This is a genomic window from Paenibacillus sp. J22FR5, from assembly GCF_059691975.1.
Genome location: NZ_JCAUAN010000040.1, coordinates 19,838 through 37,197, shown reverse-complemented (window position 1 = coordinate 37,197; position 17,360 = coordinate 19,838). Strand labels below are relative to the sequence as shown.

The following is a 17,360-nucleotide window of genomic DNA, read 5'->3' as shown; positions in this document are numbered from 1 at the left end:
TCTTTTTATTTATTGAGTAGAGTTGAGGGGTGAATGAAAGTTGGCGGGACATCTTGTTCAATTTGGACGACGTAAACGCAGGACTTATGCACGAATTAATGAGGTTCTGGGCATTCCAAACCTGATTGAAATCCAGCAAAAATCGTATGAGTGGTTTTTGGAAGAGGGACTTCGTGAGATGTTTCAGGATATCTCCCCGATTCAGGATTTTACAGGGAACCTAGTACTGGAGTTTATTGACTATAGCTTAGGCGATCCTAAGTATTCAGTTGATGAATCCAAAGAACGCGACGTAACTTATGCGGCGCCGTTAAGAGTCAAAGTCCGTTTGATTAATAAGGAAACCGGTGAGGTCAAGGAACAAGAAGTGTTCATGGGGGATTTCCCTATTATGACTGATACGGGAACGTTCATTATTAACGGTGCGGAGCGTGTAATCGTCTCCCAGCTCGTTCGTTCTCCCAGTGTTTATTATAGCACGAAAGTGGATAAAAACGGCAAAAAAACTTACACAGCAACAGTGATTCCGAACCGTGGAGCATGGCTGGAACTTGAGACAGATGCGAAAGATATCATCTACGTTCGTATCGATCGTACGCGCAAAATTCCGGTAACTGTATTGCTTCGTTCATTAGGATTCGGTACGGATGCTGAGATTCTAGATTTGCTTGGTGATAACGAATATATTCGTAACACGCTCGATAAAGATAACACGGATTCTACGGAAAAAGCGTTGATCGAAATCTATGAGCGTCTTCGTCCAGGTGAGCCGCCTACACTTGATAATGCCAGAAGCTTGATCGTTGCTCGTTTCTTTGATCCGAAGCGTTACGATTTGGCAAATGTAGGCCGCTACAAAATCAATAAAAAATTACACATCAAAAACAGATTATTCAATCAACGTTTGGCTGAGACTTTGGTGGATTCTGAAACTGGGGAAATCATTGCTGAAGCTGGACAATTGTTGGATCGTCGTGTGCTGGATGAAATCCTTCCTTTTATCGAAAAAGGTGCGGGATATAAAGAGTTTACGATTCCTAAAGGTGTAACTGGCGCGGATACAATCCCTGTTCAGTGCATTAATGTATATTCACCAACGGAAGAAGGCAAGGTTGTTAAGGTTATTTCTAACGGTGTTATTGATAAAGCTGTCAAAAACATCACGCCTGCCGATATCATTTCATCCATTAACTACTTCATTAACTTACTGCATGGTATTGGAAATACAGATGATATTGACCATCTTGGTAACCGTAGACTTCGTTCTGTAGGTGAATTGCTTCAAAATCAATTCCGTATCGGTCTATCCCGTATGGAGCGTGTTGTTCGTGAACGTATGTCGATTCAAGATGCTAACGTGATCACGCCGCAAGCGTTGATCAACATTCGTCCTGTTATCGCGTCGATCAAAGAGTTCTTTGGTAGCTCCCAACTTTCTCAGTTTATGGACCAAACGAATCCGCTCGCTGAATTGACGCACAAAAGACGTCTATCTGCACTCGGACCCGGCGGTTTGACGAGAGAGCGCGCAGGGATGGAAGTTCGTGACGTGCATCACTCTCACTATGGTCGTATGTGTCCAATTGAGACGCCTGAGGGACCGAACATTGGTCTAATCAACTCCTTGTCTACGTTTGCTCGTATTAACGAGTATGGCTTCATTGAAGCTCCGTACCGTTGGGTGGATCCGAAGACTGGTTTGGTAACAGATCAAATCGCTTACCTGACAGCGGATGAAGAAGATAACTATGTTATCGCACAGGCGAATGCGAAATTGACGGAAGACAATAAATTCGTCGAAGACGCGATTATCGTTCGTTACAAAGATGATAACTTAACACTTCCGGTTGAACGTGTCGATTACATGGACGTTTCTCCGAAACAGGTTGTATCTGTTGCAACAGCGCTAATTCCGTTCCTTGAAAACGATGACTCCAACCGTGCGTTAATGGGTTCCAACATGCAGCGTCAAGCTGTTCCACTTCTTATTCCTAAAGCACCACTTGTAGGGACAGGAATGGAGCACAAAGTTGCTAAAGACTCAGGAGTATGTATTGTCTCCAAATTTGATGGAATTATTGAGAAGGCTGCTGCGAATGAAATTTGGCTGCGTCGCCAGGAAATGGTTGATGGCAAGCTAGTCAGTGGTAACATCGTCAAATATAAGCTTCATAAATTTATGCGTTCTAACCAAGGTACGTGCATTAATCAACGTCCAATTGTTAAAAAAGGTCAATTGATTAAAGCGGGCGATATTCTTGCTGATGGACCATCAACAGAACAAGGCGAATTGGCACTAGGCCGTAACGTAGTCGTAGCTTTCATGACTTGGGAAGGTTACAACTATGAGGATGCGATCTTGCTAAGCCAAAAGCTTGTTAAAGAAGATGTGTACACCTCCATTCATATCGAGGAATACGAGTCTGAAGCTCGTGATACGAAGCTTGGACCTGAAGAAATTACTCGCGACATCCCGAACGTTGGGGAAGACGCACTTAAGAATCTTGATGAGCGCGGAATCATCCGTGTTGGTGCCGAAATCGGCGCTGGCGATATCCTTGTTGGTAAAGTAACACCGAAGGGTGTAACGGAGCTGACAGCGGAAGAAAGATTGCTACACGCGATCTTTGGTGAGAAGGCTCGTGAGGTTCGTGACACGTCCCTACGCGTGCCGCATGGTACTGATGGTATCGTTGTCGATGTGAAAGTATTTACACGTGAGAACGGCGATGAGCTGCCTCCTGGTGTGAACCAACTCGTTCGTGTCTACATCGCTCAAAAGCGGAAAATTTCCGAAGGCGACAAAATGGCGGGACGTCATGGTAACAAAGGGGTAGTAGCACGTATTCTCCCTGAAGAAGATATGCCTTTCCTTCCAGATGGTACGCCGGTAGAAGTCGTTCTGAATCCACTAGGGGTTCCTTCACGGATGAACATCGGTCAAGTACTTGAGGTTCACTTAGGTATGGCTTCCAAGTATCTTGGTATTCATGCTGCTACACCGGTATTCGATGGAGCGCGTGAGTATGACGTATTTGATGCCATGGAAGAAGCAGGTATGCAACGTAGCGGTAAAACGATTCTGTACGATGGTCGTACAGGAGAGTCCTTCGAACGTGAAGTAACCGTTGGCGTTATGTACATGATCAAACTGGCACACATGGTTGACGATAAAATCCATGCCCGTTCCACAGGACCTTACTCTCTTGTTACTCAGCAGCCGCTGGGTGGTAAAGCGCAGTTCGGTGGACAACGTTTCGGGGAGATGGAGGTATGGGCACTCGAGGCTTATGGAGCTGCTTATACATTGCAAGAGATTCTTACCGTTAAGTCAGATGACGTTGTGGGTCGTGTGAAAACGTACGAATCCATTGTCAAAGGCGAGAACGTTCCAGAACCTGGTGTTCCGGAATCCTTTAAAGTTTTGATCAAAGAGCTTCAAAGCTTAGGCATGGATGTTAAAATCCTGTCTGGCGATGAAGAAGAGATCGAAATGCGCGAAGCTGACGATGACGACGAAGTGACGAGCGATAAATTAAACCTAAACATTGAGGGCTCTGAGCTTGGAGTCAACGAATAGTAACACCACAATAGAACGAGAACGATTCACTGTATAGTGGGTTTAAATTCTTAAAGGAGGGTTGCTCCTTGATGGACGTTAACAACTTCGAGTTTATGAAAATCGGCTTGGCATCACCCGATAAAATTCGCTCTTGGTCCCGTGGGGAAGTAAAGAAGCCGGAAACGATTAACTACAGAACCTTAAAACCTGAGAAAGAAGGTCTTTTCTGTGAAAAGATCTTCGGACCTACCAAAGATTGGGAATGTCATTGCGGTAAATACAAACGCGTTCGCTATAAAGGCGTCGTTTGTGACCGTTGTGGCGTTGAAGTAACCCGTCAAAAAGTACGTCGTGAACGCATGGGGCACATTGAACTTGCTGCTCCTGTTTCACACATTTGGTACTTCAAAGGGATTCCTAGCCGTATGGGTCTTGCATTAGATATGTCTCCAAGATCTTTGGAAGAAATTATCTACTTCGCATCCTACGTAGTAACGGATCCAGGTGATACACCACTTGAGAAAAAGCAACTATTGTCTGAGAAAGAATACCGTAGCTATCGCGAGAAGTACGGCTATGCTTTCCAAGCGGGTATGGGTGCGGAAGCTGTTAAGAAGCTTCTAATCGATATTGATATCGAACGCGAAGTAGAAACACTCAAAGAAGAACTCAAAACAGCACAAGGTCAACGTCGTAACCGCGCGATTAAGCGTCTTGAAGTTATGGAAGCATTCCGTAACTCCAAGAACTTGCCTGGTTGGATGGTATTGGATGTACTTCCAGTTATTCCTCCTGAGCTTCGCCCGATGGTACAACTTGATGGTGGTCGTTTTGCGACATCCGATTTGAATGACCTCTATCGCCGTGTTATCAACCGTAACAACCGACTTAAGAGATTGCTCGACCTAGGAGCACCTGATATCATTGTTCAAAATGAAAAACGGATGCTTCAAGAAGCGGTTGATGCATTGATCGATAACGGTCGTCGCGGCCGTCCAGTAACAGGTCCAGGTAACCGTCCTTTGAAATCCCTCAGCCATATGCTGAAAGGTAAACAAGGTCGTTTCCGTCAGAACTTGCTCGGTAAACGTGTTGACTACTCTGGTCGTTCCGTTATCGTAGTAGGACCTAACCTGAAGATGTACCAATGTGGTCTTCCGAAGGAAATGGCACTTGAATTGTTCAAGCCTTTCGTTATGAAAGAGCTTGTGAATAAAGGGTTGGCTCATAACATCAAGAGTGCGAAACGTAAAGTTGAGCGCGTAAGTCCAGATGTTTGGGATGTTCTAGAAGAAGTAATTAAGGAGCACCCGGTTCTTCTGAACCGTGCACCGACATTGCATAGATTAGGTATTCAAGCTTTTGAACCGATTCTGGTTGAAGGCCGCGCCATTAAACTTCATCCGCTCGTATGTACAGCATACAACGCTGACTTCGACGGTGACCAAATGGCCGTTCACGTACCATTGTCCTCAGAAGCACAAGCTGAAGCTCGTTTGCTGATGTTGGCATCAGGCAACATTTTGAATCCGAAAGACGGTAAGCCGGTTGTTACACCTTCACAGGATATGGTTCTGGGAAGCTTCTATTTAACAACGGATAACAAATTTGCTAAAGGTGCAGGTTCTATCATTAGAACCGTTCACGAAGCGGTTTCTTCATACCAATCCGGCAAAATGGCACTGCATGCACGTGTAGCGATCCCTGCTAGAGCGTTGAACAAAACAAGTTTCACAGAGAAACAACAAAACGCTATGTTGATTACAACGATCGGTAAAATCATTATGAACGAAATCTATCCTGCTGATTTCCCATTCATTAATGAGCCGACCAAAACGAACCTCTTGAACGGCATTCCTGATGCGCATTTTGTATTTGAAAAAGGTGCAGATCTAAGAGCTATCATGCTGGAACGTGATGAGAACAAAGCGGTAGGTAAAGAGTACCTTGGATCGATTATTGCTGAGTGTTTCCGTAAGTATCACACGACGCAAACGTCAATGATTCTTGATAAAATTAAAGAACTTGGATTTACGTATTCCACCAAAGCGGGTATTACCGTAGCTGTCTCTGATGTTGTTGTTCCAACTGAAAAAGTAGCAATCCTTAAGGAATGTGAAGAGAAGGTACGCGTAGTTACGAACCAATACCGTCGTGGTTTGATTACGGATGAAGAGCGTTATGACCGCGTTATTGCGATCTGGAGTAAAGCAAAGGATGAAATCACAGAAATTCTGATGAAATCCCTAGATAAATACAACTCCATTTCCATGATGGTTGAATCCAAAGCACGGGGGAACAAATCTCAGATTACACAGCTTGGCGGTATGCGTGGTTTGATGGCGAATCCATCCGGTAAAATTATGGAGTTGCCGATTAAATCGAACTTCCGTGAAGGTCTGACAATCTTGGAATACTTTATTTCCACGCACGGAGCGCGTAAAGGTCTTGCCGATACAGCACTTCGTACAGCGGATTCAGGATACTTGACTCGTCGTCTCGTAGACGTAGCACAGGATGTTATCGTTCGTGAAGACGATTGTGGAACTGATAAAGGCTTTATGGTTAGCAAAATTCAAGACGGTAAAGAGGTTATTGAAGATCTCTACGATCGTATTGAAGGACGCTATGCCTATGAAACTCTTCGCCATCCACAAACAGGCGAAGTTATTGTTCAACGTAACGAGCTTATAGAATCAGGTATTGCAGATAAAATTATTGAAGCAGGTATCGAGAAACTTCAAATTCGTTCTGTACTTAGCTGCCGCACCAATCATGGTGTTTGTAAGAAATGTTATGGTCGTAACTTGGCTACTGGTCAATTCGTTGAGGTTGGTGAGGCAGTTGGTATTATTGCCGCGCAATCCATTGGTGAGCCAGGTACACAATTGACGATGCGTACGTTCCATACCGGTGGTGTTGCCGGAGACGATATTACACAAGGTTTGCCGCGTATTCAAGAGCTCTTTGAAGCACGTAATCCGAAAGGTCAAGCGATCATTTCCGAAATCGACGGTGTCGTTAAGGAAATTCGTGAAGCTAAGGATCGCCGTGAAATCGAAGTTCAAGGTGAAGCGGAGTCCAAAGTGTATGCAGTTCCTTACGGATCTCGTGTACGTGTATCGTTGAATCAACAAGTTGAAGCTGGTGACGAGTTGACGGACGGATCTATCGATCCGAAAGAAATGCTTCGCATCAAAGGTATTCGCGGCGTTCAGAATTATATTCTTCAAGAAGTGCAACGCGTTTATCGAAACCAAGGGGTAGAAATTAACGATAAGCACATTGAAGTTATGGTTCGTCAAATGCTTCGTAAAATCCGCATCGTAGACGCGGGGGATACAACGCTTCTTCCTGGTTCGTTTGTTGATATCCACGAGTATGAAGCAGCTAACAAGGTTGCTCTATTCGCTGGTAATGAGCCTGCAGTTGCTCGTCCAATCCTATTGGGTATCACAAAAGCTTCCCTTGAAACGGATTCCTTCTTATCCGCAGCTTCTTTCCAAGAGACAACTCGTGTCTTGACGGATGCAGCGATTAAGGGGAAAGTTGACCAATTGTTAGGTCTAAAAGAGAATGTTATCATCGGTAAACTGATCCCCGCAGGAACAGGAATGCCAAGATATCGTAACATTCGAATCACGAACCCTAACGAGGTTGTTGTTCTAGATGAAGATTTGGAAAAAGAAACAGTTGCTGTTGAGTAACTATAGATAGAGAAAAGAGGTAGCCACTTGTTTTGGGGTGGGCTATCTCTTTTTTGTTGAAAAAAGTCTCGTTACATTAATAGAAATCATGAAACTAACCCTTGACACTCGTAAATCAAAATGCTAATATATCGTAGTGTGCCTAAGTCGATATTCTTTCCTTTCTTTGAAGGGGGTGCCTAATGTCTTATGAAATAGTCAAACAGGCGAAGAGTAGATGTGTAGGCACGAAGAAAGTTACAAAAACAGTCGAGCAAGGCAAGGCGATAGAAGTTTTTGTTTCTAAAGATGCAGATCCGCGATTGACGATAAATCTGGTAGCCCTCTGTACGCAGAAGGGTGTGCCTGTAACCTACGTAGATTCTATGAAGATGCTAGGTAAAGCATGTGGAATTGAAGTTGGAGCTGCGGTAGCAGCTGTTGTAAATGAATAATTGCTAAAGACGTTTTTGTTGGTGGAACAAGCTAGCGTAAGTACTAGTGACTTTGACAGCTATCCATAACAAAGACTTTCTCTTTGCTCATTTATGACTCGCCTGGATCTGTGGGCTTGCAAGAAACACATCATGTTATGAATGTAGGGAGGAGGTGGCGATATGCCAACAATTAACCAACTAGTACGTAAAGGTCGTCAAGCGAAGGTGGATAAGTCCAAATCACCAGCTTTGCAAAAAGGTTTTAACGCTTTGAAAAGAGAAGCAACGGATTTGAGCGCTCCTCAAAAACGTGGTGTCTGCACGCGTGTAGGTACTATGACTCCTAAGAAGCCTAACTCCGCACTTCGTAAATATGCACGTGTTCGTTTAACGAACCGCGTAGAGGTGACAGCTTACATTCCAGGTATCGGTCACAACCTGCAAGAACACAGCGTTGTATTGATCCGTGGAGGTAGAATTAAAGATCTTCCAGGGGTACGTTATCACATCGTACGTGGAGCATTGGATACTTCCGGTGTTAACAACCGTAAGCAATCCCGTTCCAAATACGGTACAAAACGTCCGAAAGTTAAAAAATAAGAGATAATAATCAGGAATGATTCTTATAAGAAAGGGGGATAACTATGCCTCGTAAAGGTCCAGTTACTCGCAGAGACGTATTGCCAGATCCAATTTATAATAGCAAACTAGTTACTCGTCTTATCAATCGCATTATGGTTGATGGAAAAAGAGGGGTAGCACAAACCATTCTATACAACGCTTTTAACCTCGTGAAAGATCGTACAGGTAAAGAGCCAATGGAAGTGTTTGAGGCTGCTATCAAAAACATTATGCCAGTACTAGAAGTAAAAGCTCGCCGTGTTGGTGGAGCAAACTATCAAGTACCTATCGAAGTTAGACCTGACCGTCGTTCGACTTTAGGTTTGCGTTGGTTGGTTAACTATTCCCGTCTTCGTGGTGAGAAGACGATGGAAGAAAGATTGGCTTATGAAATTATCGATGCTAGCAATAGCACTGGTTCTTCCGTTAAGAAACGTGAAGATACACACAAGATGGCTGAAGCTAACAAAGCTTTCGCTCACTACCGTTGGTAGAATTCTAATACAATTAACAGAAAGGAGACATAACGACTTATGGCTAGAGAGTTCTCCTTAAAAAACACACGTAATATCGGGATCATGGCTCATATCGATGCTGGTAAAACGACAACAACAGAGCGTATCTTGTACTACACTGGTAAAGTTCACAAAATCGGAGAAGTGCACGAAGGTGCAGCTACGATGGACTGGATGGAGCAGGAGCAAGAGCGCGGAATTACGATTACTTCCGCCGCTACAACTGCGCAATGGGAAGGTCACCGCATCAATATTATTGATACCCCAGGGCACGTTGACTTTACCGTTGAGGTAGAGCGTTCCCTTCGTGTGTTAGATGGAGCAGTTGGTGTATTTAGTGCGAAAGAGGGCGTTGAACCTCAATCGGAAACAGTTTGGAGACAAGCTGATAAATACAACGTTCCACGTATTGCTTACGTAAATAAAATGGATATCATCGGTGCAGACTTCCTGCAAGTTGTTGAGTCCATGCGTCAAAAACTTGGTGCAAATGCAGTAGCTATTCAACTTCCAATCGGTGCTGAGAATGAATTCAAAGGTATCATCGATTTGGTTGATGAAGTTGCGTATATGTACAAAGACGATCTTGGTAAGGATATCGAGAAAATCGAAATTCCTGCTGAGTTCACAGATCAAGTTGCAGAACTTCGTTTGGAACTAATCGAGAAAGTTGCTGAGCTTGATGAAGAGCTTACAATGAAATATCTCGAGGGCGAAGAAATCACTGTTGACGAGATCAAAGCAGCTCTACGTAAAGGTGTCTGCGAAGTGAAAATCTTCCCAGTTATCGTAGGGTCTTCTTACAGAAATAAAGGTGTTCAATTGATGTTGGATGCAGTAATTAATTACCTGCCATCACCTCTTGATGTGCCTGATATTAAAGGTGTACTTGACGATGGTACTGAAGTGGTTCGTAAGTCTGCTGATGATCAACCTTTCTCAGCGCTTGCATTTAAAATCATGACTGATCCTTTCGTTGGTCGTCTTACGTTCTTCCGTGTATACTCTGGTACCTTGAACTCCGGTTCCTATGTCTCTAACGCGACAAAAGGAAAACGTGAGCGTGTTGGTCGTATCCTGCAAATGCATGCGAACAGCCGTCAAGAGATCAGCATTGTATACGCTGGTGACATCGCCGCAGCTGTTGGATTGAAAGATACAACGACTGGTGATACACTTTGTGATGAGAAAAACCCAGTTATTCTTGAGAAAATGGTCTTCCCTGAACCGGTTATCCAGCTTGCTGTTGAGCCGAAGACGAAAGCCGACCAAGATAAAATGGGTATCGCATTGCAAAAGCTTGCTGAAGAGGATCCTACTTTCCGTGCTTCCACAGACGAAGAAACAGGACAAACGATCATCGCAGGTATGGGTGAGCTTCACCTTGAGATCCTCGTTGACCGTATGCTTCGCGAGTTCAAAGTAGAAACCAATGTAGGTAAACCACAAGTTGCTTATCGTGAAACATTCCGCGCGGCAGCTAAAGTTGAAGGTAAATTCGTTCGTCAATCCGGTGGTCGTGGTCAATACGGACATTGTTGGGTTGAGTTCGAACCTCAAGAAGCTGGCACAGGTTTCATTTTCGAAAGCAAAGTAGTGGGCGGTTCCATTCCAAGAGAATATATCGCACCTATTCAAGCTGGTATCGAAGAATCCATGAAGAACGGTGTAATCGCAGGATTCCCGCTTGTGGATATCAAAGCTACTGTTGTTGATGGATCGTACCATGATGTTGACTCCAATGAAATGGCGTTCAAAATCGCGGGTTCCATGGCACTTAAAGCTGCAAAAGAAAAATGTAAACCGGTTCTTCTTGAGCCAATCATGAAGGTTGAAGTTACTGTACCAGAAGAGTACATGGGTGATGTTATGGGTGACCTTAACTCCCGTCGTGGACGTATCGAAGGTATGGATAACCGTCATGGCGCGCAAATCATCCGTGCTAAGGTGCCTTTGTCCGAAATGTTTGGATATTCCACTACACTTCGTTCAAGAACACAAGGCCGTGGTGTTTACTCCATGGAACTTTCACATTATGAAGAAGTTCCTAAGTCAATTGCAGAAGAAATTATTGCAAAAGGCAAAGGCGCTTAATATAAAAATATTAGTCACTCTAAGGAGGAATCGTTTAAAATGGCAAAGGCTAAATTTGAACGTAACAAACCGCATGTTAACATCGGGACTATTGGTCACGTCGATCATGGTAAAACAACTTTGACAGCTGCAATCACAACTGTACTGTCCAAAAGATACGGTGGAGCTGCAGTAGCATTCGACCAAATCGATAAAGCACCAGAAGAGCGCGAGCGCGGTATCACAATCTCCACAGCTCACGTTGAGTACGAAACTCCAAACCGTCACTACGCACACGTAGATTGCCCAGGACATGCTGACTATGTTAAAAACATGATCACAGGTGCTGCTCAAATGGACGGCGCTATCCTAGTAGTATCCGCAGCTGATGGCCCTATGCCACAAACGCGTGAGCACATTCTTCTTTCCCGTCAAGTAGGCGTACCTTACATCGTGGTATTCCTTAACAAATGTGACATGGTTGAAGACGAAGAGTTGCTTGAATTGGTTGAGATGGAAGTTCGCGACCTTCTTAACGAATATGAGTTCCCAGGCGATGATACTCCAATCATCCGCGGTGCAGCTCGTGAAGCTCTTCAAAACCCAGATGGTCCTTGGGCTGACAAAATCATCGAGTTGTTCGAACAAGTTGATACTTACATCCCAACTCCTGAGCGTCAAACAGACAAACCTTTCCTTATGCCAGTTGAGGATGTATTCTCAATCACTGGTCGTGGAACAGTTGCAACTGGTCGTGTTGAGCGTGGTACTGTTAAAGTACAAGAAGAAGTTGAAATCGTTGGTATCGCTGAAGAAACTCGCAAATGCATCGTAACTGGTGTAGAGATGTTCCGTAAATTGCTTGATTCCGCTCAAGCTGGTGACAACATCGGAGCTTTGCTTCGTGGTGTTGATCGTAAAGATATCGAGCGTGGACAAGTTCTTGCGAAACCAGGTTCAGTTAAACCACACACGAACTTTACTGCACAAATCTACGTTCTAACTAAAGAAGAGGGTGGCCGTCATAAGCCTTTCTTCACTGGTTACCGTCCACAGTTCTACTTCCGTACAACTGACGTAACGGGTATCATCTCCCTTCCAGAAGGTACTGAGATGGTTATGCCAGGTGATAACATCACAGTTACTGTAGAACTAATCAACCCAATCGCAATCGAAGAAGGAACACGCTTCGCGATTCGTGAAGGCGGACGTACAGTTGGTGCGGGCGCGGTTGCTACAATTCAAAAATAATCTCTCTTTGAGAGATAGAACCATCCATCGAATTTTCGATGGATGGTTTTTTATGTTAATAGAGCTGCCGCGGGAATCAATTACTATTACGCAAACATGTGGATTGGAAACAGAATGCAGTGGTTATAATTAAATGCTTTTATTATAATGTAGAAACGGATTGAGGAACGACACACGAGCGTTAGAAATGATGCGAAATTAGCGAATAAATAATTTTGTGCATCTGCCTAATATTTCACTTGCTTTTCGTTTTATAATTTTATATAATATTAAACGTTGGTCTGTGACGTTGCGATGATGCGAAAGGTTGCCGACACACCAGGCCCCTTTGCCATGGGGATGGCTGTTGGAGAATTTTCGCGGAGTATGTCCGATACTAAATTGGGCGATAGAAGGAGGGGTTTTAAATGGCAAAGCAAAAAATTCGTATCCGTTTGAAGGCGTATGATCACAGAATTATTGATCAATCAGCTGAGAAAATCGTGGAAACTGCCAAGCGTTCCGGTGCAGGTGTATCCGGTCCGATTCCGCTTCCGACAGAGAAGCAAATCATCACGATTCTTCGTGCGGTGCACAAGTACAAGGATTCGCGTGAGCAATTCGAGATGCGTACGCATAAGCGTCTAATCGATATTGTGAATCCAACACCACAAACAGTTGATGCTTTGATGCGTCTGGACTTACCGTCTGGCGTTGACATCGAGATCAAACTGTAAAACAACTATAGAGTTAATACTGGAAGGAAAAGAGGTGTCAACGATGAAAGGTATCTTAGGAAAAAAACTTGGGATGACACAATTGTTTACTCCGGAGGGTAACGTAGTTCCGGTAACTGTCATTCAAGCGGGACCATGTGTGGTACTGCAAAAGAAAGATGTGGATAACGATGGTTATGAGTCGATCCAAATCGGTTTTGATGATGTTAAAGCTAGCCGAATCATTAAACCAGAGCTTGGCCATGCGAAAAAAGCAGGGGCAACGCCTAAGCGCTACGTTAAAGAAATTCGTGGCATTCAGTTGGGTGACTATGAAGTAGGTCAAGAACTGAAAGCAGATCTGTTCGCAGAGGGCGAATTCGTTGATGTAACGGGTACTTCCAAAGGTAAAGGTTTCCAAGGTAATATCAAAAGACATAACCAATCCACTGGGCCAATGGCACACGGATCACGTTATCACCGCGGACCAGGTTCGATGGGTTCCATTCAAGCAAACCGTGTTCCTAAAGGCAAGAAATTGCCAGGACATATGGGTAACGAAACGGTAACATTGCAAAATCTTCAAATCATCAAAGTAGATGCTGAGCGTAATGTATTGCTAGTTAAAGGTTCCATTCCGGGCCCTAAAAACAGCTACGTTAGCGTGAAGTCTGCTGTGAAAAAGTAAGAAAGGAGGAAGACAGATGCCAAAAGTAGCTTTATATAATGTAACAGGTGCTCAGGTAGGAGAAATTGAACTGTCTGACGTTGTTTTCGGAATTGAGCCTCACGTTCATGCGATTCACGAAGCTGTTCTTTTACAACAAGCAGCTGTGCGTCAAGGAACTCACAAAACAAAAGGTCGTTCAGAAGTTCGCGGCGGTGGTCGTAAACCTTGGAAACAAAAAGGTACAGGTCGTGCGCGTCAAGGTAGTATTCGTGCTCCACAGTGGAAAGGCGGCGGTACCGTATTCGGACCAACTCCTCGTAGCTATGGTTTCAAATTGCCAAGAAAAGTTCGTCGCTTAGCGATCAAATCCGCTTTGTCCTCGAAACTTATCGATAACAACTTGATCGTTCTGGATCAACTTCAATTGAATGCTCCGAAAACGAAAGATTTCGTTGCTATTTTGAACAACCTGAAAGTAGATCGCAAAGTACTAGTTGTGGGCGTTGCTAACGACTCCAATGTTGCTTTGTCTGCTCGTAACATCCCAGGTGTGAAATTTGTTGCTGCTGATGGAGTTAACGTTCTTGATGTCATGCTATATGACAAATTGATCTTAACACAAGAGGCTGTACAGAAAGTTGAGGAGGTGCTTGCACAATGAAAAATCCACGCGACATTATCAAGCGCCCGATCATCACTGAGCGTACAAGCGACCTAATGGCTAACAAAAAGTATGTTTTCGAAGTGGATCTTCGCGCTAACAAAACAGAAATTAAACAAGCTATCGAAGCAATCTTCAAAGTAAAAGTTACAAATGTAAACACACTCAGAATGCCAGCTAAGCCTAAACGTTATGGCAAACACTCTGGTTACACTTCCATCTGGAAGAAAGCTATCGTGTCCCTAAGCGCTGAGAGCAAAGAATTGGAATTCTTCGAAACGGTATAACCCATTTCTTGAAGTAAGGAGGAAACAGAGTGCCAATTAAAAAATACAAACCAACCTCACCAGCTCGTCGTGCGATGTCGGTTTCTACTTTTGAAGAAATCACAACGTCAACACCCGAGAAATCATTGCTTGCTCCTTTGTTCAAGCATGCTGGTCGTAACAACCAAGGTAAAATTACGGTTCGTCACCATGGTGGTGGACACAAGCGTAAATACCGTATTATCGATTTCAAACGTACTAAAGATGGAATACCAGGACGCGTTGCTACAGTTGAGTACGATCCTAACCGTTCCGCGAACATCGCATTGATTCATTATGCTGATGGCGAGAAAAAATACATCATCGCTCCTAAAGGTCTTAAAGTGGACGATCGTATCGTATCTGGACCACAAGCAGATATCAAAGTAGGTAACGCTCTTCCATTGGAAAACATTCCAGTTGGTACAGTTATCCACAACATTGAGTTGAAACCTGGTAAAGGTGCACAACTAGTGCGCGCAGCTGGTACTGAAGCTCAATTGCTTGGTAAAGAAGAATCATACGTAACAATTCGCCTTTCATCCGGTGAAGTTCGTAAAGTTCTAAAAGTTTGCCGCGCAACAGTCGGTTCTGTTGGTAACGAAGATCACGAACTAGTGAAAATCGGTAAAGCAGGACGTAATCGTTGGAAAGGCAATCGTCCTCAAGTTCGTGGGGTTGTTATGAACCCGAATGATCACCCACACGGTGGTGGTGAAGGACGCGCACCAATCGGACGTAAATCACCTATGTCTCCATGGGGTAAACCGACGCTTGGTTTCAAAACTCGTAAAAAAGGTAAAGCATCCGATAAATACATTGTACGTCGCCGTACGAAGTAATCACGATAAAATGAACCGAATAAATGTTTCAATTTATCACGGATATATGAATTTTCTTGAGGTTCAAGGAAGGGAGGAACACCCATGGGTCGCAGCTTAAAGAAGGGTCCATTTATCGATGGACACTTACTGAAAAAAGTAGAAGACTTGAATACTTCTGGCAAGAAACTAGTTGTCAAAACGTGGTCCCGTCGTTCTACAATTTACCCGCAATTCGTTGGTCACACTTTCGGAGTATATGACGGAAGAAAACACGTGCCAGTATATGTAACGGAAGATATGGTTGGGCATAAGCTTGGTGAATTTGCTCCAACACGTACGTATAAAGGTCACGATGACGATAAGAAAACTGGAAAACGTTAATTCATTTTTAACCGAGAGGAGGTACTACCATGCAAGCTAAAGCAATATTGAACCACGCTCGGATTGCTCCTCGTAAAGCAAAGCTAGTTGTTGACTTGATTCGGGGAAAAGCGGTAGGTGAAGCGATCGCAATTTTGCGTCATACACCAAAAGCGGCTTCTCCAATTCTGGAGAAACTATTGAATTCCGCAATTGCCAATGCAGAGCATAACTATTCACTTGATCCAAACAAACTTGTTGTTTCCGAGACTTTCGTAAATCAAGGGCCAACAATGAAAAGATTCCAACAACGTGCAATGGGCCGCGCTAGCGCGATCAAAAAACGTACCAGCCACATCACAATCGTGGTATCTGAAAAATAAGGAGGGGTAACGTGTGGGTCAGAAAGTACACCCGATAGGTTTTAGAATTGGTGTCATTCGTGATTGGGAGTCCAAATGGTTCGCAGAAAAAGATTTCGGAACTCTGCTGCTTGAAGACGTCAAAATCCGCGAATACTTAAAGAATAAACTTAAAGATTCTGCAGTTTCCCATATCGATATCGAGCGCGCGGCTAACCGTGTTAACGTAACGATTCATACTGCTAAACCAGGAATGGTTATTGGTAAAGGCGGAGCTGAAGTTGAAGTTATTCGTAACTACATCGCAGCTATGTCGAACAAAAAAGTTCATATCAACATTTCTGAAATCAAACACCCAGATCTCGATGCTATCCTAGTAGCTGAAGCTGTTGCACTTCAATTGGAACGTCGTGTTTCATTCCGTCGTGCTATGAAACAAGCTATGCAAAGAACAATGAGATCCGGTGCAAAAGGTATCAAAGTTGCAACTAGCGGACGTCTTGGCGGTGCTGAGATTGCTCGTACGGAAGGATATAGCGAAGGAACTGTTCCACTTCATACACTTCGTGCGGATATCGACTATGGTACGGCTGAAGCAGCCACTACTTATGGACGTATTGGTGTTAAAGTATGGATCTACCGTGGAGAAGTGCTTCCGACAGCTAAGAAAAAGGCTCAGCCGGAAGGAGGAAATTAAATCATGTTAGTACCTAAACGTGTAAAACACCGTAAAGAACACCGCGGTAACATGAAAGGTCGCGCTAAAGGCGGAACGGAAGTTGCTTTTGGCGAATATGGTCTGCAAGCAGTTGAACCGGCTTGGGTTTCCAACCGTCAAATCGAAGCAGCTCGTATTGCCATGACACGTTACATCAAACGTGGCGGTAAAGTATGGATTAAAATTTTCCCAGCTAAACCAGTTACACAAAAGCCGCTTGAAGTTCGTATGGGTAGTGGTAAAGGTAGCGTGGAAAAATGGGTTGCCGTAGTAAAACCGGGCAAAATTTTGTTTGAACTAGCTGGTGTAAGCGAAGAGGTTGCTCGCGAAGCAATGCGTCTTGCAGCTCACAAGCTTCCAATCAAAACGAAGTTCGTGAAAAGAGAAGAAGTAGGCGGTGAAGCAAATGAAGGGTAGTGAATTCCGGAACTTAACCACTGCTGAAATCGAGCAAAAAGTTAATGGTTTTAAAGAAGAACTCTTTAACCTCCGTTTTCAACTAGCTACTGGTCAATTGGACAACCCGACTCAGATTCGTGATTTGCGTAAAGAGATCGCTCGTGCCAAGACTATTTTGCGTGAAAGAGAACTGGGTATTGGGTAACCAAATCTAGAAGGGA

General features: G+C 43.9%; 17 protein-coding genes. All 17 read left to right on the top strand.

Translation table 11 applies throughout. From position 1 onward, the window contains the following. Positions 1 to 40: 40 nt before the first annotated feature. The 17 genes from rpoB to rpmC all read left to right on the top strand — a co-directional run bounded on the left by rpoB (position 41) and on the right by rpmC (position 17,344). Complete coding sequence (rpoB, locus tag AC58P7_RS30210; protein ID WP_497349609.1) at positions 41 to 3,580, top strand: DNA-directed RNA polymerase subunit beta; 3,540 nt, start codon at positions 41 to 43, stop codon at positions 3,578 to 3,580. A gap of 68 nt (positions 3,581 to 3,648) precedes the next feature. Beyond that, positions 3,649 to 7,269, top strand: coding sequence for a DNA-directed RNA polymerase subunit beta' (rpoC, locus tag AC58P7_RS30205; protein ID WP_497349607.1), 3,621 nt, complete (start codon positions 3,649 to 3,651; stop codon positions 7,267 to 7,269). 182 nt (positions 7,270 to 7,451) lie between these two features. Next, a complete protein-coding gene (locus AC58P7_RS30200) occupies positions 7,452 to 7,703 on the top strand; it encodes a ribosomal L7Ae/L30e/S12e/Gadd45 family protein (protein ID WP_497349605.1) in 252 nt (83 codons plus the stop codon). A 162-nt stretch (positions 7,704 to 7,865) separates the two neighbouring features. Continuing rightward, on the top strand, positions 7,866 to 8,285 hold the full coding sequence (gene rpsL, locus AC58P7_RS30195; protein ID WP_028557500.1) for a 30S ribosomal protein S12: 420 nt from the start codon (positions 7,866 to 7,868) through the stop codon (positions 8,283 to 8,285). Between the two features lie 44 nt (positions 8,286 to 8,329). Next, positions 8,330 to 8,800, top strand: coding sequence for a 30S ribosomal protein S7 (rpsG, locus tag AC58P7_RS30190; RefSeq protein ID WP_028557499.1), 471 nt, complete (start codon positions 8,330 to 8,332; stop codon positions 8,798 to 8,800). Between the two features lie 39 nt (positions 8,801 to 8,839). After that, positions 8,840 to 10,915, top strand: coding sequence for an elongation factor G (fusA, locus tag AC58P7_RS30185; protein ID WP_497349603.1), 2,076 nt, complete (start codon positions 8,840 to 8,842; stop codon positions 10,913 to 10,915). Between the two features lie 39 nt (positions 10,916 to 10,954). Further along, entirely contained in the window at positions 10,955 to 12,145 is a 1,191-nt protein-coding gene (gene tuf, locus AC58P7_RS30180) for an elongation factor Tu (protein WP_028557497.1), read from the top strand. A gap of 407 nt (positions 12,146 to 12,552) precedes the next feature. Continuing rightward, on the top strand, positions 12,553 to 12,861 hold the full coding sequence (gene rpsJ, locus AC58P7_RS30175) for a 30S ribosomal protein S10 (RefSeq protein ID WP_028557496.1): 309 nt from the start codon (positions 12,553 to 12,555) through the stop codon (positions 12,859 to 12,861). Between the two features lie 43 nt (positions 12,862 to 12,904). Continuing rightward, complete coding sequence (gene rplC / locus AC58P7_RS30170) at positions 12,905 to 13,528, top strand: 50S ribosomal protein L3 (protein WP_056618299.1); 624 nt, start codon at positions 12,905 to 12,907, stop codon at positions 13,526 to 13,528. Positions 13,529 to 13,544: 16 nt separating this feature from the next. Further along, the gene (rplD, locus tag AC58P7_RS30165; protein WP_497260047.1) at positions 13,545 to 14,171 is read left to right on the top strand and encodes a 50S ribosomal protein L4; all 627 of its coding nucleotides are present in this window, start codon (positions 13,545 to 13,547) and stop codon (positions 14,169 to 14,171) included. Continuing rightward, complete coding sequence (gene rplW, locus AC58P7_RS30160) at positions 14,168 to 14,458, top strand: 50S ribosomal protein L23 (RefSeq protein ID WP_056618288.1); 291 nt, start codon at positions 14,168 to 14,170, stop codon at positions 14,456 to 14,458. Before rplD ends, rplW begins: the two co-directional genes overlap by 4 nt. Before the next feature lie 29 nt (positions 14,459 to 14,487). Further along, the gene (gene rplB / locus AC58P7_RS30155; protein WP_497349601.1) at positions 14,488 to 15,318 is read left to right on the top strand and encodes a 50S ribosomal protein L2; all 831 of its coding nucleotides are present in this window, start codon (positions 14,488 to 14,490) and stop codon (positions 15,316 to 15,318) included. Positions 15,319 to 15,402: 84 nt separating this feature from the next. After that, positions 15,403 to 15,681: a 30S ribosomal protein S19 gene (gene rpsS / locus AC58P7_RS30150; protein WP_028557491.1), complete on the top strand. Its 279-nt coding sequence runs from the start codon at positions 15,403 to 15,405 to the stop codon at positions 15,679 to 15,681. A 29-nt stretch (positions 15,682 to 15,710) separates the two neighbouring features. After that, positions 15,711 to 16,043, top strand: coding sequence for a 50S ribosomal protein L22 (gene rplV / locus AC58P7_RS30145; RefSeq protein ID WP_028557490.1), 333 nt, complete (start codon positions 15,711 to 15,713; stop codon positions 16,041 to 16,043). A 13-nt stretch (positions 16,044 to 16,056) separates the two neighbouring features. After that, positions 16,057 to 16,719 (top strand): 30S ribosomal protein S3, encoded by a 663-nt coding sequence (gene rpsC / locus AC58P7_RS30140; protein ID WP_028557489.1) that lies wholly within the window; start codon positions 16,057 to 16,059, stop codon positions 16,717 to 16,719. Between the two features lie 3 nt (positions 16,720 to 16,722). After that, complete coding sequence (gene rplP, locus AC58P7_RS30135) at positions 16,723 to 17,157, top strand: 50S ribosomal protein L16 (RefSeq protein WP_028557488.1); 435 nt, start codon at positions 16,723 to 16,725, stop codon at positions 17,155 to 17,157. Then, on the top strand, positions 17,147 to 17,344 hold the full coding sequence (gene rpmC, locus AC58P7_RS30130; protein WP_028557487.1) for a 50S ribosomal protein L29: 198 nt from the start codon (positions 17,147 to 17,149) through the stop codon (positions 17,342 to 17,344). Before rplP ends, rpmC begins: the two co-directional genes overlap by 11 nt. Positions 17,345 to 17,360: the final 16 nt, after the last annotated feature.